Source organism: Georgenia satyanarayanai (genome assembly GCF_009193135.1).
Taxonomy (GTDB): domain Bacteria; phylum Actinomycetota; class Actinomycetes; order Actinomycetales; family Actinomycetaceae; genus Oceanitalea; species Oceanitalea satyanarayanai.
Genome location: NZ_VUKC01000004.1, coordinates 36,188 through 59,694, shown reverse-complemented (window position 1 = coordinate 59,694; position 23,507 = coordinate 36,188). Strand labels below are relative to the sequence as shown.

The following is a 23,507-nucleotide window of genomic DNA, read 5'->3' as shown; positions in this document are numbered from 1 at the left end:
GCTCCCGCGTGAGCGCGCCGCCGACCCGCGGTGCGACCATGGTGTGGTGACGCTCACCTCGCGAGGTGCTGCCCTCGCCGGACTGGCCGCGGGCGCGGTGACGCTCGGCGTCGCCGAGCTGCTGGCGGGGCTGCTCACCCGGCTGACCACGGTCGAGGGGACGCCGTCGCCGCTGCTCGCGGTGGCCAACGCGTTCGTCGACCTCACCCCGCCGTGGCTCAAGGACTTCGCCGTGGACACGTTCGGGACGGCAGACAAGACCGCCCTCTTCGTCGGCATGGGGCTGGTCCTCCTCGCCGCGTGCGCGGCCATCGGCCTGCTCGCCCGGTGGCTGCTCGCCGCCGGGCTGGTCACCTTCGCCCTCGTCGGGATCGTCGGCGTCGCCGCCGTGCTGAGCAGGCCCGGCGCGGCGCCGACCGACATCCTGCCGACGGTCGCCGGCGTCGTCGTCGGCGTCCTCGTCCTCGCCTGGTTCAACCGCGACGTGACGACGACGCCGGAGGTCGAGATGCCGGGTGACCTCACCCGCCGCTCGGTGCTCGTCGGCGGCGGGTCGCTCGCGGTGCTCGGCGTGCTCGGCATCGTCGCCGGACGCGTCCTCAGCGGGGCCGGTGAGGCGGTGCGGGCGGCCCGGGACGCGTTCGTCGTGCCTCGCGTCGCCGCGCCGGTGACGGTTCCCGCTGCCGCCGACCAGGGCGTGCCGGGGCAGACGACCTACCGCACCCCGAACGATGACTTCTACCGGATCGACACCGCCCTCACCGTGCCGCAGGTCGACCCGGCCACGTGGCGGCTGCGGGTGCACGGGATGGTGGAGCAGGAGGTCGAGATCGACATGGCCGAGCTGCTCGACCAGCCGATGGTCGAGGCGCTCGTGACGCTCGCGTGCGTGTCGAACTACGTCGGCGGCAATCTCGCCGGCAACGCGGTGTGGACGGGCTGGCCGGTGCGCGAGCTCCTCGCCCGCGCCCGCCCGCTCCCGGAGGCGGACATGGTGCTCTCGACGAGCGCCGACGGCTGGACGGCCGGCACCCCGCTCGAGGCGCTGACCGACGAGCGCAACTCCCTCCTCGCCGTCGGGATGAACGGCGAGCCGCTGCCCGCCCAGCACGGCTTCCCGGTGCGGATGGTCGTGCCGGGGCTGTACGGGTACGTGTCGGCGACCAAGTGGCTGGTCGACCTCGAGGTGACGAGCTTCGCGAAGGACGAGGGCTACTGGACCCCGCGCGGCTGGTCCGAGCGCGGCCCGGTCAAGACGGCGTCCCGCATCGACGTGCCCCGCCGCGGCCCGATCGACGCCGGGCCGACCGTCGTCGCGGGCGTCGCGTGGGCCCAGCACCGCGGCATCAGGGCTGTCGAGGTGCGCGTGGACGACGGCGAGTGGCAGCCGGCCACCCTGGCCGCCGAGCCGACCGTCGACTCGTGGCGGATGTGGATGCTCGAGTGGGACGCCGAGCCCGGGGAGCACACGCTCACCGTGCGGGCGACCGACGGGGACGGGGACGTCCAGACCGAGCGCTTCACCTCCCCCGCCCCCGACGGGGCGACCGGGTGGCACTCGGTGGACGTCGAGGTCCGGTAGTTCGTCGATGCTCCTGCGCGCACTTGGCTAGCATGTGCCGCGCGGCCGGCGATGGTGTCGGGTGCTGCCGGACACCCCCTCCACGCGTGCCCGGCCAACCGTGTCCCCACTCCTCCCCATGAAGGCGAGAGCCATGTCCCAGCAGTACCCCACGACCCCGCCGCCGCAGCCGCAGGGCGGCATGCCGATCTACAACGGCGCCCCGGAGCACACCGCCTACTCGCCGGAGAAGATGCTCGGCGACAAGGCGGCCCAGACCTCGCTCATCTTCGGCGTCATCGGCCTCTTCTTCGCCGGGATCGTCTTCGGCCCGCTCGCGATCTGGCAGGCGGCGAAGGCGGAGCGGATGAACAAGTCGGCCACCGCCGGCAAGGTCCTCGGCTGGCTCGCGCTCGTCTGGGGCATCGGGCAGATCGTCCTCGCCGTCGTCGCCATCGGCGCGTTCCTCACCGTCAGCAGCACGTCGGGCTACTGAGCGGGCCGGCGACGAGCGCGGCGCCGCTGGACCACCACCCAGTGGCGCTGCGCCGCCGTCAGGGACGGGCCGCCGCACTCGGGGAAGTTGCGGCACACTTTCCTCATGGCCAGATCAACGAAGACGGACGCCACCGACATAAGCCCCGAGGCCGCCGGGTTCACGACGACGAAGATCCCCAACAAGGTCTACGAGGCCGAGCTCTACCGGCTCCAGGGTGAGCTCGGGAAGCTCCAGCGGTGGGTGAAGGAGACCGGCGAACGCGTCGTCATCATCTTCGAGGGCCGTGACGCCGCCGGGAAGGGTGGCACGATCAAGCGGATCACCGAGTACCTGTCCCCGCGCACCGCCCGCATCGCCGCGCTGCCCGCACCGACGGAGCGTGAGCGCGGGCAGTGGTACTTCCAGCGTTACGTCGAGCACCTGCCCGCGGCGGGCGAGATCGTCCTGTTCGACCGGTCCTGGTACAACCGCGCCGGCGTCGAGAAGGTCATGGGCTTCTGCACGCCCGAGGAGCACAAGCGTTTCCTGCGCCAGTGCCCGATCTTCGAGCAGATGCTCATCGAGGACGGCATCCACCTGCGCAAGTACTGGTTCTCCGTCTCCGACGACGTCCAGCTCGAGCGCTTCCGCAAGCGCCTGCACGACCCGCTGCGCCAGTGGAAGCTCTCCCCCATCGACCTCGAGTCGATCACGCGCTGGGAGGACTTCTCCCGCGCCAAGGACGAGATGATGGTCCACACCGACACGTCGGTGGCGCCCTGGTACCACGTGGCCTCGGACTCCAAGAAGCAGGCGCGGCTCAACATGATCCACCACCTGCTCTCCTCCCTCCCCTACGAGGACGTGCCGGACGGGGAGAAGGTCACGCTGCCCAAGCGTCCGCCCGGCACCGGCTACCAGCGGCCGCCGATCGAGGTGTCCTCCTACGTCCCGGACTGGGCCTCCAGCCTCGTCGACGACCCGTCGCGCAGGACGGACAAGAAGTAGCACCCGGCGTCGGGCGGGGCGCGTTGCGCATCTCTGGCGACGGGAGGGTCAGCGGTGGGGCGATGAGTTCCGACGTCGGGCTCTGTCGGTACGACACACCCCCACCTGAGGAGCTGACATGGGTTCACTGCTGTACGTCCCGCTGTGCTCGCTCGACGGCTACGTCGCCGACCCCGCCGGTGACCACGACTGGGCCGAACCGTCGCCCGACGTCTTCGCCTTCCTCAACGAGCTGCAGGAGCGCATCGGGACGGAGATCTACGGCCGGCGCACCTACGAGGTCATGGAGGTCTGGGAGACCGACCCGTCCCTCGCGGCGTCCGGGGAGCACGAGCGCGCCTTCGCCGACTGGTGGCAGCGGGTGGAGAAGGTCGTCTTCTCGACGACGCTGACGGCGGCGCCCACGCAGCGCACCCGGCTCGAGCCCCGCTTCGACGCGGACCTCGTGCGGCGCCTCAAGGAGGAGTCGACGGCGGACCTCAGCATCTTCGGGCCCACCATCGCCGGCGCCGCGTTCGAAGCGGGGCTCGTCGACGAGGTGCACATGGTCGTCAGCCCAGGCACGCTCGGCGGTGGCCTCCGTGCCCTCCCGCCCATGGCGCTGCGGCTCGAGCTGCTGGAGGACCGGCGCTTCACCGACGGCAGCGTCTACCTCCGCTACGCCGTCGAGCGGTGACGGCGCCCGCTCGGTGCGCTCGCGCAAGTCCGCGGGCACCGCAGCCCGCCGGGGCTACGCCACCCCCGCGAGAGCGGCCATCCGCTCGAGGCCCGGCCCCATGTGGGCCGCCAGCCGCTCGCGGGCGGCGCCGTACGCGTCACGGTCGGTGGCGTCGTCGGGAGCACGGGCAGGGTTGAGGGCCACGGTGTCGGCCCACGCCCGCAGCTCGGGGCTGCTCGTGAACGCGGCAGCGGCCCGTGAGCCGAGCACCTGCATGGCCAGCCAGTCCTGCGGGCCGTCGGGCAGCGGCGTCGGCGGGCACAGCCCGTTCTTCTCCTCGTCCGTCGCCACCACCGCCTCGGCGAACCCGACGAGCGCGGCCCCGAAGCACGGGAACCCGGCCCGCACCGGCTGCAGCGTGATCGTGCCTGCACCCCAGATGGGGAGGAGCGGCGGGTAGCGCAGCCCCGACGCCGCACAGTGGACGACGAGCGCGTCCTCCGCCACGACGACGTCCCCGTCGGTGAGCCGCAGCCGGCCACGCTCGACGGCGCGGACGTGGCCGAGCCGCACGACGTTCTCGATCGAGCGGAGCAGCTCGAGCTCCCACCGCCCGAGGGTGGGGGTCTTGGCCATCGTCGGCGTGCGCGCCGGGTCGATGCGCAGGAGGACGCCACGCTCCTCGAGACCGAGGAAGAGGGCGTCGACCGACTGCGCGGTGCTCGCGGTCTCCATGATGTCGGCGGCGGCACCGAGGAAGACCGCCGGGTCGGGCTGGATGACGGCGCGGTCGAGCATCCACGGCTCGCGGGGGCGCACCCAGACGATCGCGCCCGGGTCCACGCCCTGGCGCAGCAACCACACGCACGCGTCGGTCGCCGTCTTGCCGGCCCCGACGACGACGTACTGGGACGGGGCGTCCTCGACACGGACGAGGTCGTTGACGGGGACGGCGTGGGCGTCGTCGTCGACGACGAAGGGCGGAGGCGTCTCGGCGGGGATCTCGGGGGCGAGGTACTCGGCGTCGACGACCCGCGGGTGGCCGGCGACGTCGTAGCGCTCACCGGACACCCGGGACACGACCTCGCCCGAGCGCCACTCGCAGCCGGGCAGGAAGGTGACCTTCCCGGACGGGAGGAGGCGCTCCTCCATCACCCGGCCGAAGTAGGCGCAGATCTCGGGCGCCGTGGCGCGCTCGTGCAGCCCGCGCTCCGGTCCGCGCTCCTGGACCGTGCCGCTGCCGAGGAGGGTGGAGGCGACACCGTAGAACGCGGACGCCTGGTGCAGCCGGACGAAGGGGTAGGCCTCGAGCCAGTGCCCGCCGGGCGCGTGGCGGCGGTCGACCATCGCGACCCGGACGTCGGCGTGGCCGACGAGCGCGTCGGTGAAGGCCATCCCCGCGGCGCCGGCACCGACGACGACGTAGTCGGCCTCGATCGTGCCCACGCGTCCAGGCTCCTCGCGCTCCCGGTGCCGGTCAAGGGACGTGCTACGTGTTGTCGGTGTGCGCGATCCGCGCCCGGTTGACCTTGCCGCCGTCGCCCTCGCGCAGGTCGAAGTGCATGATGTCCTTCGCCGTCCTGTACGTCCCGCCCCAGGTGAGGCCAGCGCCGGTGAGGGCCAGGACGACCCGCTTGTCGAGGTCGAGGAACCCTTCCTCCGGCGGCTTGTGCTTCTTGAAGTCGCCCTTGTCCTTGAGCGCGAGGTAGTCCGCCTCGATGACCTTGAGCCAGCCGGCGGCGTCGGCCGGCTCCCCCGAGGCGGCGGTGCGGCCGGTGAGTTTGGCGTCCAGCAGTGGCCGGTTCGCCGCGTCACGGTAGGAGAAGTACGTCTTGAGCGCGTCGTTGGCCGCCTTGAGCGCGGTGAAGGAGGCCTGGGCGTCGCCGAGATCGGTGAGGACGTCCACGGAGGTGCCGTTGACCAGCGACGTCGCGCGGGCGACGACGGCGGGCGCCGTCTTCCCCTGGTTCCCGAGGAACGGGTTGCCCTTGTAGTTGAGGTCGACCGCCAGCCCGAAGGTGTGCAGGCTCAGGCTCGACCCGCCGACGGCGTTCTTCGGCGCCCGCAGGTCGCTGGCCGTCCCGTACATGCCGAGGGTGGCACCGAGGGTCTTCGCGTCGTCGCCCTTCGGGTTGACGGCGGTGTCCGCGACGAGCGCGTTCTCCGCCTGGGTCAGGCGCCCCGCGAGGCTCTTGTGCACCGTGACCGGGATGCCGAGGAAGCTGCCCTTCTGGATGTCGCCGTACCAGCCGGCCACGGTGAAGCCGGCGTCGTCGAGGATCTCCTCGACGTCCTTGCGGCGCAGGGCGCGGTTGGCGTTCTCCACCTTCGTCCGCAGGGCCTGGAGGTCGGCGAGCTCGGTGGTCTCCTCCGGGGTGAGCGGCCGCTTCTTCGCGGCCTTGGTCAGCTCCGCGATCCGCTCCTGCTGGGTCTTGCCGAACGCGGCGCGGTCGGTGGCGCGCTCGGCGGCGGTCTGCGAGGCGAGCAGGGTGGTGTCCGCCGTCGTCAGCGTGTAGTCCGCGGCGGCGTTGCTCGTCTTCCACGTCGTCGGCTTGGGCGCGGGCTTGGGCGGGGCCGCGACCTGCCCGGTGGGGTCGTCGCGCTGGAGGGCGAGCGGCTGGACCGCGGGTGCCTTCGTCTTCGCGGCCTTGGCGGCCTTGAGCTCCGGTGCGGTCCTCGCGTCCCAGGGGAGGGCCTGCGCGCGGTCGCTCGTGGGCGACGTCGAGGCGGTGAGCGCGTCGGCGAGCGCACCCTGCGTCGCCGGACCGGTCTTGGAGATGACCGTCTCGTGCCCGACGCCGGGGACCGCGATGATCCGGAACAGGTCCTCGACCTTCGTACCGGGGCCCGCGCCGGCGAGGGTCCACTCGGCGGGCACCGCGGCGAGGGCCTTCTTGAGCATGCGGTTCGCGGTGATGTACGGCGTGCGGTAGCTGCCCCACTCGGCGAAGTACCCGCGGAACCTCGGCGCGGCGTCGATGAGCGCCTGCCCGCCGGCCGGGTCCGCCTTGAGACCGGCGGCGAGCTCGCGCACCTTCCCCACCACCCACGACATCACCGAGACGACCCCCTCGGCGTCGAACATGACGACGACGTCGGAGGGCCGGGCCGGTGCCGCGCCGCTCGCGGGCGGCGCCGCAGCGGCACGGAGGTCGGCGACCTTCCCCGCGACCTGCGTCGCCCCTCCCCCGCTGTGCCCGGACAGGACGAGGGAGAAGTCGCTCACCCCGGCGAGCTCGGGGACGGCGTCGAGCACCGCGCGCACGTAGGGGAAGGTCGGGACCGTGCCGAACTCCGACCGGCCGCGCCCCTGGGCGAGCACGGCGACCGTCTGCGGGCCGGTGGCCCCGCGGGCGGCGTTGACCGCGCCGATCTGCTGGGACCAGTGCTCCTGGTCGACGTCGCGGACGGTGCCGAGCGCCCCGTGGGCGGGGTCCTTGGACCTCCCGGACGCGACGGTGTACCCGGCGTGCGGGTCGGTCCCGCCGCGGAACCCGAAGCCGTGGAAGTGGAGCACAACCTGGACCGGCCGGTCCTTGTCGAGGACGTCCGGCATGACGACGACGGCCATGTTGTCCGGGGACTGCTCCGTCATCCGCCGCTCGGCGCTGGGCGTACGCACCTCGACGAGCTCGCCCGTCGTCGGGTCCTTCTTCCGGTGCGTGTACTCGGCCTTGAAGCCGCCGCTGATGCCGAACCCGGGCACGGTGACCACGCGCCGCGTCGTCCCGCTGTTCGCCACGTTCCTCACGCCCTGCGGCTGGGTGTAGCCCTTCGGGTCCAGCGTGGGGCCGAGCGGCGCGCGTTGCACCCGACGACGGCGGCGGGTGAGCAGGCCCGTGACGGCGCGGTTCCCGGCGGCACGTTGCGTCGCGAGCACCGTGCCCGGGTCGAGCCGGTCCACCCGGACGGTGCCGCGGGGCCCCGACGGCGCGGTCTCCGCCGCGGTGCCGCTACCGCGCCGCCGCCCGACTGTCGTCGACGCGGCACCGGCACCGACCTGGCGCAGACCCTGGGGTCGCACGTTCTCCAGTGTCCGCCGCACAACGCGCCGGCCAAGGCGCGGGCGAGCGCACGATCGGGCAGCACGCGCTGCCCGGACGCGCACCTGGGCACGCCGGTCCGCCTCGCCGTGCTGCCCCGAGAGGCGGTGTGCCGCCAGGTCGCGTTCCCGCGGAACGTACGGCGGTATCGTCCGCCCTATGCACGGGGCACCCGAGCTCCGACGCGATCCGACGCCCCTCCGACCGCGCCCTGCTCCCGCGCCCTCACGGCCCGCGCTCGGCCCGCTCGTCGGCCTCCAGCGCCTCGCCGGCAACAGGGCCGTCTCCCGGCTCGTCGCGCAACGGAGCTGGCTCGGCGACAGGGTCGCGTGGGTCAGGACCGCCACCGCCGCCGGCAACTGGCGCCAGGCCGACCCTCCGGGGGCGTACTACGTCCTCAACGGCCTGTCGATGGATGACATGGTGAGGCTGCTGCGCCAGCTCTCCGCCGGGGAGCGCAAGCAGCTGGCCGCCAACCTGGAGGAGGAGGGCGGGGGCTTCGACCGCCCGCGCATCCACCTCGCTCTCACCAACGCCTCAGCCGCCGGGGCGACGAGCGCGGCGTTCCGGGAGATGAGCGAGAAGCTGCTCTGGGCGATCCGGAGCGGGGACTTCACCTCGGCGCCCGACGGGGCGTTCCCCATCCTCGGCCGCGCGACTCCCGGACAGCTCGCGGGGCTCGTCACCGCCCTCAACCGGGACGCCCTCGACGCCCTCATCGACCGTCGGGACGATGCCCGCGGGATCCCGGGCGCTGACAGCGCCCTCGTCGCGGTGGAACGCAAGCGGGGCGGCACCGGGCCCTCCACGCAGGACCAGCGTCTCATCGACCTGGTCGAGGGCGGCGCGTGGGCAGACTTCTTCCGCGCCTTCAACGGCATGCAGGAGTTCGACCAGCTGCGCTTCCTCAGAGGGGCGCCGGGCGTGGTCCCGCGGATCCGCGACAACCTCCGGGCGGCGGACGGGATCGGCGACCCGGACCGCATCCGGTACCTGCTGGAGCGCGCGACGACGTCGACGGCACGCAGCCTCTACGTGGACGCCACGGTGCGCACGGTCTCGTGGCAGCCCAAGTACCGGGTGGCCGACCCCCGCGACCTCTCCCGGATCGTCCGGTTCGGGAACCTCTTCGACGTCGAGATCGACATCAGCTCGATCTCGGACGACAGCTCGAGCCCGGAGGAGGCCGAGCTGCAGTTCCAGCAGGCCACGCCCGGGCCCGGCGGGTTCCTCTGGCCCGCGGTGCGGAACCGGAGCACGCTGCCGGTGCTGTGGCAGGTGAAGCAGGAGGTGCGCAAGGCACAGGAGACGGTCCTCTTCGACGACGTGCTCCGCGACGGCATCTTCGTCGTCCAGTTCTTCCTCGACGTCGTCATCCCGATCGCACACGGGTCGACGATCCGGTCGCTGACGGCGCTGAGGGGGGCCACTCTCAGCTCACGGTGGATGAGGGGCGCGCAGGTGGTCAAGGGCCGCATGCCGCCGCCCACGCCGGGCTCCGGGTACGCGACGAGCCTCGGCGAGCTCGCCGAGGGCCCGATCCTGCGGCGCGACTACCCGAACGCCCGCAGCGCCCCGCCGAAGTTCAAGGCCTACGACGGCGTGGAGGGTGGCGTCGCGACCGAGGAGCTGACCTTCGAGGGGCCGAGGAACAACCGCGTCACCATCGTCAACCAGACGATCAAGGGTGGGCGGTGGATCAGCATCAAGACGGTCAAGCCGGAGAACGCCAACGCGGCGGGAGTCCAGAAGGCCGTGCGAGGAGCGCTCAACGACATGTACGCCGACGTCCACAACCCGTCCTCCAGGATGCCGAGCCGCGACCCGGACCCGCTGCAGCCGAACGTCTACTACCGGATGCTCAAGGCGTCGCCCGACCGGGTCACGCTCCACGTCGAGCTGCCGACGAAGCTCACCCCGGAGCTCGAGGCCGCCGCGCGGCAGGTGGTCAAGGAGTCGACCGCCGTCTCCGAGCTGCCACCGTTCGACCTCGTCATCCGGGGTCTCGAGTAGGCCCGCGCGCTGGCCGGACAGTGCAACCGCGAGGACGGAGAGGTCATGGACGCAGCACCGCGGCGGGCCCGCGAACCGCGCGACGGCCATGTGGTGACCGGTCCGCGGCCGCCGTCGGCGAGGAACGAGCCCGGTACCGGTACGGGCCGCACGCTCGGCGCTGGCCTTGCCCCGGGGCGGCCGACTGCCGCCCAGGCGCTCCGGCTCCAACGCACCATCGGCAACCAGCGGGTCCAGCGCCTCCTGCGGCCCGTCCTCCAGCGCACCCCGCTCTCCGACGAGCTGGCCAAGGCGGCCGCCGGCCAGCCGCCGTCGGCGATCTTCGCGCTCGTCGGGCAGAAGCGGTTCAAGGACGGCGCCCTCGACGCCACCGAGCTGGCCGCGCTCACGGCCGTCCTCCGCACGGCACTGCCCAGCTCCGACGACCACTGGATGGCCCTGAAGATCCTCAGCGGCCGGCTCGGCATGTCCGGCGGCGTCACCAAGGCCGAGGCTCCGACGCTGGCCGCGGACATCGCGCCGCAGCCGATCGTCGTCCACTTCATCAAGGGCAGGAGCGACGAGCGGGCGCTGGTCATCGCCGGCGTGCACGGCAGCGAGCGGCAGGGCATCGAGGTGGCGCAGGCGCTGCTCGCGACGCTGCAGAAGCAGCAGCCCCACTACTCCGTCGTCGTGGTCCCCTCGCTGTTCCCGCAGCACGCGGACGCGGCGTGGGGCGAGGAGGGCCAGCGGCAGCGAGGCACGCAGACCAACCGCAACTTCCCGCGTCTGGACGCCACGGTGGGCTCCTACTCCGGTGGCAAGGCGCTCGACCCGTCCGGGAAGGAGCTCAAGGCGGCCCCGGCCCCGACGGCGACGGCGAGCGGCGGCGACGGGCCCGTCAAGGTGTCCCCCATCCTCGCCGAGAACGTCATGCTCATGGAGCTCATCGACCGCTTCCGCCCGTCGCGCATCATCAGCATCCACGGCACCAAGGACACCTCGGCGTCGGGTGTCTTCGCCGACCCGCACTTCACCAGCCCGGCCAAGACGAAGGCGATGGAGGCGGTCGCGGCGTTCAGCGCGTCGTTGGCGGCGCTGGGCGGGATGAGCGCGGCCGGGCAGCGGGCCCTGATGAAGCAGATGATCAAGACGCTGACGCAGGCCTCCGAGCAGGCGGACACCGCCCGCACCCGGAACGACGTCGACCTCGCCCTCGCCACCGCCTACGCCATCCAGAGCCGGGCGACCGGCGCATCGCTCAAGGGGCGCCCGTTCACCGTCGCGGCACCGCGGAAGAAGCCGGCGAAGGAACCGACGACCGACGAGGAGAAGAAGGCGGCGGAGAAGGCCAGGCAGGCCGAGGCGGCGAAGGCCGCCGCGCTCGTCGCGAAGAAGCAGACCTCGCCGTCCGTCACCGGGAACAGGCTCTACGAGGGCGTCGGCAAGGAGAACGCCACCTGGCGGGAGGACATGGGCCCCGGGGGCAAGCCGAAGCCGTGGAAGGAGCGCGCGAACAAGAAGGGGGTCTCGCTCGGCCTGTACGGGCCGGCGAAGGACATCAGCGTCTTCACGGTGGAGCCGCCGGTCAACCGCGCGCTCGACCAGTACGACGGCACCAAGGCCGAGCCCGGCGGCTCCGTGGTCTCCAAGGCGGACCGGGAGAGCGAGCTCAAGGCCTACGCCGACGCCGTCGCCCTCGTCCTCCTCGGGCCCGACTCCGGGGCGGCCGCCCTCGCGGCCCAGCGCCCGACGCCGTAGCTCCCCGATGACTTCGACCGCTCCCGGTGGTCTCCACGTACATGGCTACCTCACTGTTCGAGAACTCCACCGCCTTCGCCAGCTTCTCCGTGGACGACGCCGGCCGTGCAGCGTCCTTCTACCGCGACACCCTCGGGCTCTCCGTCGAGGAGGCCCGCGAGCACGGCGTGATCTTCATCGACCTGCCCGGCGGCTCGCGCGTGCTCGCCTATGCCAAGGACACGCACGAGCCCGCGACGTTCACCGTGCTCAACTTCCCGGTGCCCGACGTCGAGGCCGCCGTCGCCGCGCTCAAGGAACGGGGCGTCACCTTCCTGCACTACGCGGGGACGCCGATGGAGACGGACGAGCAGGGCATCTTCCGTGGCGGCGGTCCGCTCATCGCCTGGTTCAGCGACCCCGCCGGGAACGTCATCGCGGTCCTCGAGGACTCCTGACGCCGCAGTGGTGGGCGGCCCGAGCAGGGTCGCCGCTGCGTTAGGGGCCGCCGGTGACACCCTGGCCCGCGCTCGCCGCCCGGCCCCGCCCGTGCTGGGCTTGCCCCATGTGGTTCGACACCTGGTCCGACATCGCCCGCATCCTCGCCGTCGGCGCCGCGGCCTACGTGACGCTGGTCCTCGTCCTGCGCCTCACCGGCAAACGGACACTGTCCAAGCTCAACGCCTTCGACCTCATCGTCTCCGTCGCCCTCGGCTCGACCCTCGCCACCGTCCTGCTCAACTCCGACGTCTCCTGGGCCGAGGGGTTCACCGCGTTCGGCCTCCTCACCGTCCTTCAGCTCCTCATCACGTGGACCTCCACCCGCGTGCCGAGCACCCGCTCGGTCATCACTGCGAAGCCCACGCTGCTCCTGCGCGACGGCCACCCCCTGGAGCAGGCCCTGCGCGAGGAGCGCGTGACGATGGGCGAGCTCCGGCAGGCGGTGCGCGCCTCGGGCAGCGGCGACCTCGCCGACATCGGCGCCGTCGTCCTCGAGAGCGACGGATCGCTCAGCGTCATCCCGGCGGGGAAGATGGGCGCCGGGACCGCGCTCGACGGCGTCGAGACATCTCGCCGCGCCTGACCTCCCGCCGTCGGCCCTCTGAACGGCCGCCGCGGCCGACATCGGCGCGCCGCTCGACGACGCGGCCACCCTGCGCGCGCGGCTCCCCGCTGCGAGGCTTCCCGTATGGACATCTCGTATCTCTGGACCGGGTGGACGCCCGTCGTGCACACGGCGCTCATCGCCACGGTCGGCTACCTCGCCCTCGTCCTCATGGTCCGCGGCACGGGCCCGCGCACGATGGCGAAGATGACGCCGTTGGACTTCGTCATCGCGGTGACCCTCGGGTCCACCTTCGGCAGGACGATCACCGCCGTCGACGTGTCCCTGGCCCAGGCGCTCATCGCCCTCGCGCTCCTCATCGCGCTGCAGTGGCTGCTCGCCGCGGCGCGCGCCCGGTCGCCCCGCGTGCGGAAGGCGCTCGACTCGCCCCCGGTCCTGCTCTACTACGACGGCGAGATGCAGCACCGCGCGCTGCACCGGCACCGGCTGACCGAGGACGACGTCCACGCCGCCGCGAGACAGTCGAGCAGGGGCTCCCTGGCCGACGCGAAGGCGGTCATCCTCCAGCAGGACGGCTCCCTCGGCGTCATCAGCGCCGACGCCATGGGCGACGGCTCGAGCGTCATGCCCTTCGTCGAGCGCCACGCGCGGTAACGGCCGATGACCTCGTTCCCCGACCACATCTCCGTCCGCGGCGCCCGCGTCCACAACCTCAAGGACGTCGACGTCGACATCCCGCTGCGTGAGCTCGTCGCGATCGCCGGGGTGTCGGGCTCGGGCAAGTCTTCTCTCGCCCTCGGCGTCCTCTACGCGGAAGGCTCACGGCGGTACGTCGAGGCCCTGTCCACCTACACCCGGCGCCGCATGGCCCACGCCCCGCGCGCCGCCGTCGACTCGGTCGAGCACGTCCCCGCCGCCCTCGCCCTGCGCCAGCGCCCCGGCGTGCCGGGCGTGCGCTCCACCTTCGGCACGTCCACCGAGCTGCTCAACGTCATCCGCCTGATGTTCTCGAGACTCGCCTCGCACGTGTGCCCCAACGGCCACCGCGTCCCGCCGACCATCGACGTCGCCGCCGAGGTCCCCTTCACCTGCCAGGAGTGCGGCGCGGAGGTCGAGGCGCCGGGGGCCGAGCAGCTCGCCTTCAACTCCGAGGGCGCCTGCCCCACGTGCACCGGCACCGGCGTCGTCCGCGACGTCGACGACGCCGCCCTCGTCCCCGACGAGTCCAGGACCATCGACGACGGCGCCGTCGTGCCCTGGCAGATGTTCAACTTCAAGGTCCAGCCGGCCATCGTGCGCGAGTTCGGCGTCCGCACCGACGTGCCCTTCCGCGACCTGGAGGACTGGGAGCGGGAGATCGTGCTCAACGGCCCGGAGGAGAAGAAGCACATCACCTTCGCCACGAAGAAGAACGTCCACGACCTCAACTTCACCTTCCGCAACGCGCGCCTCACCGTGACCGAGGAGCTCAAGCGCGCCACCGACGAGAAGCGCCTGAGGCGCGTGTCCCGCTTCCTCACCGAGGGGACCTGCCGCACCTGCGACGGCACCCGCCTCAGCGAGCGCGCCCGCCTCCCCCGCATCGGCGAGCTCGGCCTGGCCGACGTCACCGCCATGACCCTCGACGACGTCGTCGCCTGGGCGCCCACCGTCACCGCAACCCTGCCGCGGACCATGCACGAGATGGCCGGCGGTCTCGTCGACACCCTCCAGCGCATGGCCCGCCGCCTCGTCGAGCTTGGCCTGGGCTACCTCACCCTCGACCGCGCCGGCTCCACCCTCTCCACCGGCGAGCGCCAGCGCGTCCAGCTCGCCCGCGCCGTGCGCAACCGCACCACCGGCGTCCTCTACGTCCTCGACGAGCCGTCCATCGGCCTGCACCCCTCGAACGTCGACGGCCTGCTCGGTGTCATGCGCGACCTCCTCGCCGACGGCAACTCCGTCGTCTTCGTCGACCATGACGTCCAGATTCTGCGCGAGGCGTCCTGGCTGGTCGAGATCGGCCCCGGCTCGGGCACCGGCGGCGGCCGCGTCATCGCGCAGGGCACCGCCGCGGACCTCGCGGGAAGCCCCGACTCCCTGCTCAGCGGCTTCCTCACCGGCGAGGAGCCCGTCGTCGTCCGCGAGCGCGCCGGTGAGGCCGAGATGTTCGAGAACGGCCGCCTCCACCTCGCCACCGACGCCATCCACACCGTCCACCCCCTCGAGGTCGACATCCCCCGCGGTCGGCTCGTCGCCGTCACCGGCGCCTCCGGTTCCGGCAAGACCACCCTGGTCCTCGAGTCGCTCGTCCCCGCCCTCACCGCCGTCGCGGACGACGAAGGCGCAGCGCGGCTCCCCCGTCACGTGCGGTCCGCGGAGGCGGACGGCATCAGACGCGTCCACACGGTCGACGCGACGCCGATCGGCATCAACGTCCGCTCGACGGTCGCCACGTACTCCGGCGTCTACGACGACCTCCGCAAGGCCTACGCCGCCACCGACGAGGCCAAGCGCCGCGGCCTCACCGCCTCGGACTTCTCCTACAACACCGGCTCCCTCGCCTGCCCGCGCTGCGACGGCACCGGCCAGGTGACCCTCGACGTCCAGTTCCTGCCCGATGTCGACGTCCCCTGCCCCGACTGCGGCGGCTCGCGCTACGCCCCCGAGGCGGAGGAGATCCTCCGCGACGGCCTCTCTCTTCCGGACCTCCTCGGGTTCACGGTGGACGAGGCGATCGACGCCGTCGGCGACATCGCCAAGGTCCGCCGCCGCCTGCAGGCTCTCGCGGACCTCGGCCTCGGCTACCTCACGCTCGGCGAGGACACCCCGGCGCTATCAGGCGGCGAGGCCCAGCGCCTCAAGCTCGCCACCCAGCTCCACCGCGACCAGTCCGACGCCGTCTTCGTCCTCGACGAGCCGAGCGTCGGCCTCCACCCGCTCGACGTCCGCACGCTGCTCCACGTCCTCCAGCGGCTCGCCGACCGCGGCGCGACCGTCATCGTCATCGAGCACGACCTCGACCTCGTCGCCAACGCCGACTACGTCATCGACATGGGCCCCGGCGGCGGCGAGGCCGGCGGCCGGATCGTCGCGGTCGGCACCCCGGACCGTGTCGCTGACGACGGGTCCAGCGTGACCGGCCGGTACCTCCGCGAGCACCTGGGCCGGAAGGCGACTCGCTAGTAGTCGAAAGGCCGACTCGTCCCGAGGCTGGACGGCATGCCTCAGCCGAGTGCTTGACCGATCTGGGCCACCAGCGTCGCGAGCGACGTACCTGCGTCCCCGACCTTCTTCGCATACGAGAGGAGACTGTCCAACGCGTCCCGCCACCGAGCCTTCGCGCGCTCGGCAGGGGACTTCGCGGCCTCCGTGGCAACATCCTCGACCTTGACAGAGACCGCAGCCTTCTCGTCGTCAGTCAGCGCTGTCGACTCGAGCAGGGAGGTGGCCTGCTCGCCGAGCTGTCGCATCAGCTCCTTGAGCTCGTCATCGACCGCAGCCTTGTTGACCTGCACCACGGAGCCCTCGATGCGTTCGGCCAGGATGCCGATGTCTCCAACGACCTGGCCGATGTGAATGCCGCCGCTGTGCTCGCGCCTTTCTACTGCCATGAGAACCTCCTCGTACGGGTGCCACCCCTTGATCGGCAGATCAGTGGGAAGGCTCTCTCGAAGGCCCCCTCTGGATGCATCGAGGAACTCCAACAAGTGGCCCTCAATGTCGTCCACGAGGAGCACGAGCACGTCGCCCTCTTGAATACCCTGCTCCGGGAACGTCGTGTCGTCGTCGACGAGCCGTCCGTAACGCACCGAGTAGAGATCGAGCGGAGGCCGGTCTTCCGACGTCGCGCTCCCCGCCCTGCCCAGCGCCACAAACATGGCCCAGGCGTTGCGAGCCGCCTTCGCTGTGTGGTGGGTCCAGTGATGCCAGGGTGTCGCCCGCGCACGCGAAGGAATCGGACTGTCCAACACCCAATACGTACCTTGACGCTGCTGAGTCATCGTGAGCCCCGAACGTGATGGGCCGATAGTACGCCCAGCGCGTATGGCGGAGAAGGGGTCCCGATCCTTCGAATTGGAGCAGGCGTCGCCCTGCATGGTGGCTGGATGCACCCTCACCCCCGAAGGGACCCCGGCGCTGTCCGGCGGCGAGGCCCAGCGCCTCAAGCTCGCCACCCAGCTGCACCGCGACCAGTCCGACGCCGTCTTCGTCCTCGACGAGCCGAGTGTCGGCCTGCACCCGCTGGATGTGCGCACGCTGCTCCAGGTGCTCCAGCGGCTCACCGACCGCGGCGCGACCGTCATCGTCATCGTCATCGTCATCGTCGTCGTCGTCGTCGTCATCGTCATCGTCATCGTCATCGTCATCGTCATCGTCATCGTCATCGTGATCGAGCATGACCTCGACCTCGTCGCGAACGCCGACTACGTCATCGACATGGGTCCGGGCGGCGGCGAGGCCGGCGGCCGGATCGTCGCGGTCGGCACGCCTGCACGCGTCGCCGAGGAGGGGACGAGCACCACCGGCCGGCACCTGGCCGGGCACCTCGACGCCTCCATGCGGGCCGCTGAGGTCCGCGTCCAAGCCGGTCCCGAGGATGCCCCCGCCCAGCACAGGCTGCATCCACCGCGGCGCACCGGGAAGATGGGCGACATGGATTGTCGTGAGCCGAGGTCCCGATGAGCGACGTCATCACCGGAGTCCTCGCTGTGCTGCTCGGTCTGCTCCTCTGCTTCCGCGGGAGCGGCGCGCTGCGGATCCTCCTCGCGATCTGGGGCGCCTTCATCGGCTTCGGCGTCGGTGCCGTCGCTGTGACGCAGCTGACGGGCCAGGAGTACCTGGGCACCGTCGCCGGCTGGGCCGCAGCGATCGTCGGGGCGCTGGTGCTCGCGGCGCTGGCCTACCTGTTCTACGCCGTCGCCGTGGTCCTCGGGTTCGGGGCGATGGGTTTCGTCCTCGGGCAGACGGTCGCTGCCGCCGTCGGCGCCGAGGAACCGTGGGTGCTGACCGCGGCCGGAGTCGTCGGTGGTGTGGTGCTCGCCGTGATCGCGATCGCGACCAACCTGCCCGAGCTGGTGCTCGTCGTCATCAGCGCGTTCGCCGGCGCGAGCATCACCATCGCCGGGCTCATGCTGCTGCTCGACATGCGCGACGTCGAGTCCCTCGTCCGCGCCGACGTCTCCTTGGCGGACCATCCCGCCTGGTACCTCGGGTACCTCGTGCTCGCCGTCGTCGGCATCGTCGTCCAGCTGCGCCGCTCCCGGCGCGGCCAACGGGGCACCGTGCGACAGTCCTGGGCGGCGTCGAGCCGGTGACCTGCGAGCCGCTCGGCGACGGCCTCCTCCTGGAGCCGGTGTCCGCGGTGAGCAGCCTCGCGTTCGTGGTCGCCGGCGTGGTGATCGCGGTGGGGTACCTTCGCCCGCTTCGCGGCAGCCGGCACGAGGGTGCGATGAGCGACGGCGCGGCCACCGTCACCACGGGGCCACGAGCACTCGGCTACCCCGCCCTTGTGGCCGGGATCGGCATCGGGTCGTTCGTCGAGCACGGGCCGGACCCGGCCTACGCCGACCTCGCACACGACCTCCCCCTCCTCGCGACCCTGGCGTTCGTCGCGGCGGACTCCGCCGCCGCCCTCACCGGACGCCCCCGGCTGTGGTGGTGGTGGGCACTGCCGACCCTGGCCCTCGTCCCGCTCATCGTCCTCGCTCCTCGCGCGGGCGACCTGGCTCAGGTGCTCGTCGCGGTCGTCGCCGTCGCGCTGACCCGGGTCCGCGCCCGCGCCCAGCCGCCGGCACGCCGACGGGTCGGCTGGGCGGTGTCGCTCCTCGCCCTCGGCGGTCTCATCGGCACCCTGTCGCGGGCCGGCGGGCCGCTCTGCGTGCCGGACAGCCTGTGGCAGGGCCACGCCGTGTGGCACGTGCTCGCGGCTACCGCCCTCGTGGTCCTCGCCCCGGTGGTGCAGCGGCGGGCTGGCCCCGTCCACACGCCTGAGGCGGGACGCGACTCCTAGCGGACCTCGGCGTCCAGCCACTCCCGGAAGGTGATCCGCCCCCGCGGCCCGTCCTCGGTCGGCAGCAGCGAGCCGTCCGTCATCGCCCGTCCCGCTCCCCCGGGCATCCGGACCGGCAGCACCCGCCGGCGCAGCCCCCTCGCCGCCGTCACCTGCGGGGCGAGGTCGACGATCTCGTGCACCTCCGGCCCCGCGAGGTCCGCCGCGCGCCGCTCCGGCTCCCCGACGGCGACCTCGACGAGGTGCGCCGCCAACTCCGAGGCCGCCACCGGCTGCATCCGCATGCGCGGGACGACGGCGACCGGCCCCGGCACACGCGCCAGCGTCTGGTCGACGAACTCGTGGAACTGGGTCGCCCGCAGCACCGTCGCGGGCACCGGACCGGCCAGCACCTCGGCCTCCTGCCGCAGCTTGGCGCGGTAGTACCCGAGCGGGCACCGGTCGACGCCGACGATCGATAGCAGCACGTGGTGGCGCACCCCGGCGCGCCGCCCAGCGGAAAGAAGGTTCTCGCTCGCGCGGACGAAGAACCGCTCGGCGGTCCGCCGGGACAGCGTCGTCACGTTGCTGACGTCGACGACGGCGGTCACGCCGCCGAGCGCGTCGTCCAGTCCCGCGCCGGTCGTCAGGTCCACGCCGCGCGAGCGGGCGAGCACCACGGGCTCGTGCCCGGAGGCGGACACGGCGTCCACGACGTGCCTGCCGACGACGCCGGTGCCACCGGCCACAGCGATTCTCATGGCCAGATCGAAGCACACCGACCGTCCGTCGGGAGCCGCCTTCCCACGCGCCACACGCGCCGCTAGCGTGGCCGGATGACCTCCCAGACCTCGAACGAGCCCACCACCTCCCCGGCCGACCGCGCGCGCACCCTGTCCGCCCTGCACGCGGCGCCCGAGATCCTGCGGGTGGTGAACGTCTGGGACGTCGTCTCGGCGAAGGCGATCCTCGCCCTGCCGGAGACCAGGGCCATCGCCACCGCCGGCCACTCGATCGCCGCCACCTTCGGCTACCCGGACGGCACCATCCCCTTCGACCTCACCCTCGACATGGTCGGCCGCATCGTCGCGGCCGCCGGGGACGTGCCGGTCACCGCCGACCTCGACGACGGTTACGAGGACACCGGCGAGACCACCCGCCGCGCCATCGGCGCCGGCATCGTCGGCGCCAACATGGAGGACCGCCTGCGCCCGGTCGCCGAGGCAGCGGCCCGCGTGGCGGCCGTCGTCGCCGCCGGCGAGGCCGAGGGCGTGCCCTTCTCCCTCAACGCCCGCACCGACGCGATCGTGCGCGGCGGCGACCGCCCGATGGAAGATTCCGTCGCCGACGCCGTCGAGCGCGGCCGCGCCTACCTCGACGCCGGTGCCGACATCGTCTTCGTCCCCGGGGTCCTCGACGCCGACGTCACCCGCCGGCTCGTCGAGGGCATCGGCGAGCGCAAGGTCAGCGTCATCGGCCTGCCCGGCGCACTCACCGCCGCCGAGTACGAGGCCCTCGGCGTCGCCCGCATCTCCTACGGCCCCACCACCCAGCGGGTTGCCCTCACCGCCCTGCAGGACCTCGCCAAGAGCCTCTACGCCGACGGCGTGATCCCCGAGTCGACCCGCGCGCTCAACTGAGATGTCGTGGCCTCCTGTCGACAGGCAGGGTGAGTCGCCCATCCCCACCCGAGGCAGTCACACCCCGGGCTCGCCCGACCCGCCGTCGGCGCCCCCGACCGCACCGTGCCGGTCCTGCGTCGTCTGACGCTTGCGTTCGTAGTGCCGTCGCGCCTTCATCCGATTGCCACACACGGCCATGGAGCACCACTGCGCCCGGTTTCCGTGGCTGCGGTCGATGAGGAAGAGGCGGCAGTCGGGATTGCCGCACGCGCGCAGCCGGCCTGGCCGCGTGTCCTCCAGGGCATGCCAGGCGAGCACGGCCCGGACTGCGAAGGCCTGGTCCGCGGGCGCCTCGAGCTGCCAATGAAGCCGGCCGGACACGAACGACGGGATCATCGCCGCGCCGACGAGGAAGGGTGCCAGACGCTCCGGCGGCTCGTCCCCACGGACGACGCCCTGCAGCGCCTCGCGGACCTTGCGGACCGTCGCCACCTCACCGGCCGTGCCGGTACCGCCGCGGGCGCTCGTCCAGGCGGCCGCAGCGTCGTCGTCGGACAGGGCGTCGGTCGGCGCGCCGTTCTCCACGGGAGTGGTGTTGAGCAGCTCCAGGAGCAGCGCCTCGTCGTCGGGAACGGTCATCACGCGAGTCATCGTATAACCGATACCGGAGCGTTGACAGGTTAGATGCACCTCCGTACCGTCTGTCTAACCACTTCACTCTCGAAAAGGGGTTAGATCATGGTCGATGTCCACCACCGCTCCCGGGTGGTCAACGGGTACGAGTTCTTCTACCGGGAGGCGGGTGACCCGGGCGCCCGGACAGTCGTCCTGCTGCACGGCTACCCGACGAGCTCGTTCATGTTCCGCCACCTGATCTCGCTGCTGGCAGATCGGTTCCACGTCGTCGCGCCGGACCACCTTGGCTTCGGCCTGTCCGCGGCGCCCGGCGTGGAGGAGTTCGAGTACTCCTTCGACGCCCTGGCCGATCTCACCGAGGCACTCCTCGACGAGCTCGACATCGCCAGCTACGCGATCTACGTCCAGGACTACGGCGCACCCATCGGGTGGCGGCTGGCGCTGCGGCGACCGGAGGCGATCACCGCGATCATCACGCAGAACGGCAACGCCTACGAGGAGGGCTTCGTCGAGAGCTTCTGGGAGCCGGTGACTGCCTACCAGCGCGAGCAGACCGCGACGACGGAGGCCGCAATGCGCGAGGCGCTGAGCATCGACGCGATCCGCTGGCAGTACGTCCACGGCGTCACCGATCCCACCCTGGTGGACCCGGAGACCTGGCGGCACGACCACGCTCTCGTCTCCCGCCCGGGCAACGACCGTGTCCAGCTCGCGCTCTTTCGCGACTACGCGGCCAACGTTGCCCTCTACCCCAGGTTGCACGAGTACTTCAGGGAGAGTCAGGTGCCACTGCTCGCCGTCTGGGGCGAGGGCGACGAGATCTTCGGCCCCGAAGGCGCACGCGCCTTCACTCGCGACCTCCCCGAGGCGCAGATCCACCTCCTGGCCGGCGGGCACTTCCTCCTCGAGAGTGCCGTGGACGAGGTCGCCGGCCTCATCCGCGGCTTCCTCTCCGCAGTCCCCGCGGCGCCCCCAGCCGCCGTGGGAGCTCCGCGATAGCGAGGCGCAGGGGCAGGTGAGCACCGCGGCCGCGGAGTCGCTGACTCCACTGCGAGCCTGACGGCACGCGCAGACTCATGCTCGTACGGCTACGCCGACCGGTGGGAATGTTTTACCGACCGATCGTGCTGTACCGTCGTCACAGCCACCCACTCCCACCTGGCGAGGAACCCATGAGTCACGCACCCCCGAAGGCCACCGCCAAGACCTGGATGGGTCTTGCCGTACTCGTCCTGCCCCTTCTTCTCATCACCATCGACGGCACCGTGCTGATCCTCGGCCTGCCCGCGATCTCCGCCGAGCTCAGCCCCACGGGCATCCAGCAGCTGTGGATGATCGACATCTACTCGCTCGTCCTCGCCAGCCTGCTCGTCGCGATGAGCACGCTGGGCGACCGCTTCGGACGGCGTCGGAACCTGCTCATCGGCGCGGTCATCTTCGCGATGGCGTCGGCGCTCGGAGCGCTGGCGACAGCACCGTGGATGCTGATCGGCGCTCGGGCACTCCTGGGGGTGGGCGGCGCGATCATGATGCCGTCGACGCTGTCCCTGGTGCGCAACATGTTCCTCGACCGGCAGCAGCGCCGTTACGCGATGGCCGCCTGGGCCGCGATGGCGTCGGTCGGCGCCGCGGTCGGGCCGATCGTCGGCGGCTGGGTCATCGAGACCTTCAGCTGGCAGGCGGCGTTCCTCATGAACATCCCCGTCATGCTCGCCCTGCTCGTCCTGGGCCCGGTCCTGCTGCCCGAGAGCCGCAACCCCGACCTGCACCGGATCGACCTCCCCAGCGTCGCGCTCTCCTTCGTCGGCATGATCGGCACGGTGTACGCCATCAAGACTCTGACCGGTGGCAAGGACACCGCTCTGGGGATGACGGCACTCGTCGTCGGCCTGGTCGCCGTCGGCCTGTTCGTCCGTCGGCAGCTCACCCTTCCCACGCCGCTCCTCGAGGTCAGGCTGTTCAAGGTGCGCTACTTCCGGGGCGCCGTGGTCGCGGACCTGCTCTCGGTCTTCGCGATGGTCGGCGCGCTGGTCGCGCTCGTCCAGCACCTTCAGCTCGTCCTGGGACTCAACCCGCTCCAGGCGTCGGTCTGGCTGATCCCCCAGGCGGTCCTCGCCGCGACCGCCGCGTTCGCCGCGGCCGTGCTCGTCAAGCGTTTCCTGCCCGCCTACGTCATGGCCTCCGGCCTTGTCATCGCCGCGGTCGGGTTCAGCCTGACGATCTTCCTCACGCCGACGTCGAGCCCCCTTCTCATCGCGACCGCCCTCGCGCTGGTCGCCCTGGGCGCGGGTGTGGGCCTGGCGTTGAGCAACGACATCATCATGAGCTCGGTCAAGCCCGACCGTGCTGGACAGGCCGCCGCGACCTCGGAGACCGCGTACGAGCTCGGCACGACGCTCGGCACCGCCGTCCTGGGTGGGGTGCTCGTCGCCTGGTACACCCGGGTGGTCACGGCCGGCACGGCAGCGCTCGACCTGCCTGCGGACCTTGCCGACCGGGCGTCCTCGACGATGGCGGAAGCCCTCCTGGTGTCGGCCGAGGTCGGCGGCAGTGCCGGGGCGTCCGTCCTCGAGACCGCCGAGAATGCGTTCACCGATGCGATCACCGTCACCGGCATCGCCGGGGCAGCGCTCATGGTCCTCACCGCGATCTGGACCCTGGTCACGCTCCGCGGTGCAGCCGCGAACGCGGATCTCGCTGCGGAGCACGAGCGCGAGCTCGTGCACTGAGTC

At 72.1% G+C, this 23,507-nt stretch carries 20 protein-coding genes and 1 pseudogene; 16 read left to right on the top strand and 5 right to left on the bottom strand.

The annotated features are described in order from the left end of the window. Positions 1-46 precede the first annotated feature (46 nt). The 4 genes from GD632_RS06925 (at position 47) to GD632_RS06910 (ending at position 3,723) form a co-directional block, all read left to right on the top strand. Positions 47-1,582 carry a molybdopterin-dependent oxidoreductase gene (locus GD632_RS06925; RefSeq protein ID WP_152190262.1) on the top strand — a complete coding sequence of 512 codons (1,536 nt, stop codon included), beginning with the start codon at positions 47-49 and terminating at the stop codon, positions 1,580-1,582. Between the two features lie 133 nt (positions 1,583-1,715). Then, complete coding sequence (locus tag GD632_RS15950) at positions 1,716-2,057, top strand: hypothetical protein (protein WP_193311384.1); 342 nt, start codon at positions 1,716-1,718, stop codon at positions 2,055-2,057. Between the two features lie 105 nt (positions 2,058-2,162). Next, positions 2,163-3,047 (top strand): polyphosphate kinase 2, encoded by an 885-nt coding sequence (gene ppk2 / locus GD632_RS06915; RefSeq protein WP_152190260.1) that lies wholly within the window; start codon positions 2,163-2,165, stop codon positions 3,045-3,047. Between the two features lie 118 nt (positions 3,048-3,165). Further along, positions 3,166-3,723 carry a dihydrofolate reductase family protein gene (locus tag GD632_RS06910; protein ID WP_152190257.1) on the top strand — a complete coding sequence of 186 codons (558 nt, stop codon included), beginning with the start codon at positions 3,166-3,168 and terminating at the stop codon, positions 3,721-3,723. Between the two features lie 54 nt (positions 3,724-3,777). Here the strand turns inward: GD632_RS06910 and GD632_RS06905 are convergent, their stop codons facing one another. Together GD632_RS06905 and GD632_RS06900 are read right to left on the bottom strand one after the other, a co-directional pair. Further along, positions 3,778-5,151 (bottom strand): NAD(P)-binding protein, encoded by a 1,374-nt coding sequence (locus GD632_RS06905; RefSeq protein WP_152190255.1) that lies wholly within the window; start codon positions 5,149-5,151, stop codon positions 3,778-3,780. Between the two features lie 43 nt (positions 5,152-5,194). Next, the gene (locus GD632_RS06900) at positions 5,195-7,729 is read right to left on the bottom strand and encodes a M15 family metallopeptidase (RefSeq protein ID WP_152190253.1); all 2,535 of its coding nucleotides are present in this window, start codon (positions 7,727-7,729) and stop codon (positions 5,195-5,197) included. A 178-nt stretch (positions 7,730-7,907) separates the two neighbouring features. Here GD632_RS06900 and GD632_RS06895 point away from each other — a divergent pair, with 178 nt between their 5' ends. The 6 genes from GD632_RS06895 to GD632_RS06870 all read left to right on the top strand — a co-directional run bounded on the left by GD632_RS06895 (position 7,908) and on the right by GD632_RS06870 (position 15,711). Further along, on the top strand, positions 7,908-9,761 hold the full coding sequence (locus tag GD632_RS06895; protein ID WP_152190251.1) for a hypothetical protein: 1,854 nt from the start codon (positions 7,908-7,910) through the stop codon (positions 9,759-9,761). A 45-nt stretch (positions 9,762-9,806) separates the two neighbouring features. Continuing rightward, positions 9,807-11,501, top strand: a complete 1,695-nt coding sequence (locus tag GD632_RS06890; protein ID WP_152190249.1) for a M14 family metallopeptidase — start codon at positions 9,807-9,809, stop codon at positions 11,499-11,501. A 41-nt stretch (positions 11,502-11,542) separates the two neighbouring features. After that, a complete protein-coding gene (locus tag GD632_RS06885; protein ID WP_226924703.1) occupies positions 11,543-11,938 on the top strand; it encodes a VOC family protein in 396 nt (131 codons plus the stop codon). Positions 11,939-12,045: 107 nt separating this feature from the next. Continuing rightward, the gene (locus GD632_RS06880; RefSeq protein WP_152190247.1) at positions 12,046-12,564 is read left to right on the top strand and encodes a DUF421 domain-containing protein; all 519 of its coding nucleotides are present in this window, start codon (positions 12,046-12,048) and stop codon (positions 12,562-12,564) included. A gap of 105 nt (positions 12,565-12,669) precedes the next feature. Next, positions 12,670-13,200 carry a DUF421 domain-containing protein gene (locus tag GD632_RS06875; protein WP_152190245.1) on the top strand — a complete coding sequence of 177 codons (531 nt, stop codon included), beginning with the start codon at positions 12,670-12,672 and terminating at the stop codon, positions 13,198-13,200. A gap of 6 nt (positions 13,201-13,206) precedes the next feature. Beyond that, positions 13,207-15,711 (top strand): AAA family ATPase, encoded by a 2,505-nt coding sequence (locus GD632_RS06870; RefSeq protein ID WP_152190242.1) that lies wholly within the window; start codon positions 13,207-13,209, stop codon positions 15,709-15,711. A gap of 41 nt (positions 15,712-15,752) precedes the next feature. Here the strand turns inward: GD632_RS06870 and GD632_RS06865 are convergent, their stop codons facing one another. Continuing rightward, on the bottom strand, positions 15,753-16,406 hold the full coding sequence (locus GD632_RS06865) for a hypothetical protein (protein WP_152190240.1): 654 nt from the start codon (positions 16,404-16,406) through the stop codon (positions 15,753-15,755). 244 nt (positions 16,407-16,650) lie between these two features. Between GD632_RS06865 and GD632_RS06860 the strand changes: the two are divergent. The 3 genes and pseudogenes from GD632_RS06860 to GD632_RS06850 all read left to right on the top strand — a co-directional run. Beyond that, positions 16,651-17,076: pseudogene (locus GD632_RS06860) on the top strand (AAA family ATPase); the annotation flags it as partial. 131 nt (positions 17,077-17,207) lie between these two features. Beyond that, positions 17,208-17,843: a TM7S3/TM198-like domain-containing protein gene (locus tag GD632_RS06855; RefSeq protein ID WP_152190237.1), complete on the top strand. Its 636-nt coding sequence runs from the start codon at positions 17,208-17,210 to the stop codon at positions 17,841-17,843. Next, a complete protein-coding gene (locus GD632_RS06850) occupies positions 17,840-18,538 on the top strand; it encodes a hypothetical protein (RefSeq protein ID WP_226924699.1) in 699 nt (232 codons plus the stop codon). The genes GD632_RS06855 and GD632_RS06850 overlap by 4 nt, the downstream gene beginning before the upstream one ends. Here GD632_RS06850 and GD632_RS06845 read toward each other — a convergent pair. Then, complete coding sequence (locus GD632_RS06845) at positions 18,535-19,278, bottom strand: SDR family oxidoreductase (RefSeq protein ID WP_152190235.1); 744 nt, start codon at positions 19,276-19,278, stop codon at positions 18,535-18,537. The genes GD632_RS06850 and GD632_RS06845 overlap by 4 nt on opposite strands. 75 nt (positions 19,279-19,353) lie before the next feature. Here GD632_RS06845 and GD632_RS06840 point away from each other — a divergent pair, with 75 nt between their 5' ends. Beyond that, positions 19,354-20,157 (top strand): isocitrate lyase/PEP mutase family protein, encoded by an 804-nt coding sequence (locus tag GD632_RS06840; protein ID WP_152190232.1) that lies wholly within the window; start codon positions 19,354-19,356, stop codon positions 20,155-20,157. 57 nt (positions 20,158-20,214) lie between these two features. Here the strand turns inward: GD632_RS06840 and GD632_RS06835 are convergent, their stop codons facing one another. Continuing rightward, entirely contained in the window at positions 20,215-20,778 is a 564-nt protein-coding gene (locus GD632_RS06835) for a CGNR zinc finger domain-containing protein (protein WP_152190566.1), read from the bottom strand. Between the two features lie 99 nt (positions 20,779-20,877). Here GD632_RS06835 and GD632_RS06830 point away from each other — a divergent pair, with 99 nt between their 5' ends. Both GD632_RS06830 and GD632_RS06825 read left to right on the top strand, forming a co-directional pair. Then, complete coding sequence (locus GD632_RS06830; protein ID WP_152190230.1) at positions 20,878-21,774, top strand: alpha/beta fold hydrolase; 897 nt, start codon at positions 20,878-20,880, stop codon at positions 21,772-21,774. Between the two features lie 173 nt (positions 21,775-21,947). Next, positions 21,948-23,504, top strand: a complete 1,557-nt coding sequence (locus GD632_RS06825) for an MFS transporter (protein ID WP_152190228.1) — start codon at positions 21,948-21,950, stop codon at positions 23,502-23,504. Positions 23,505-23,507: the final 3 nt, after the last annotated feature.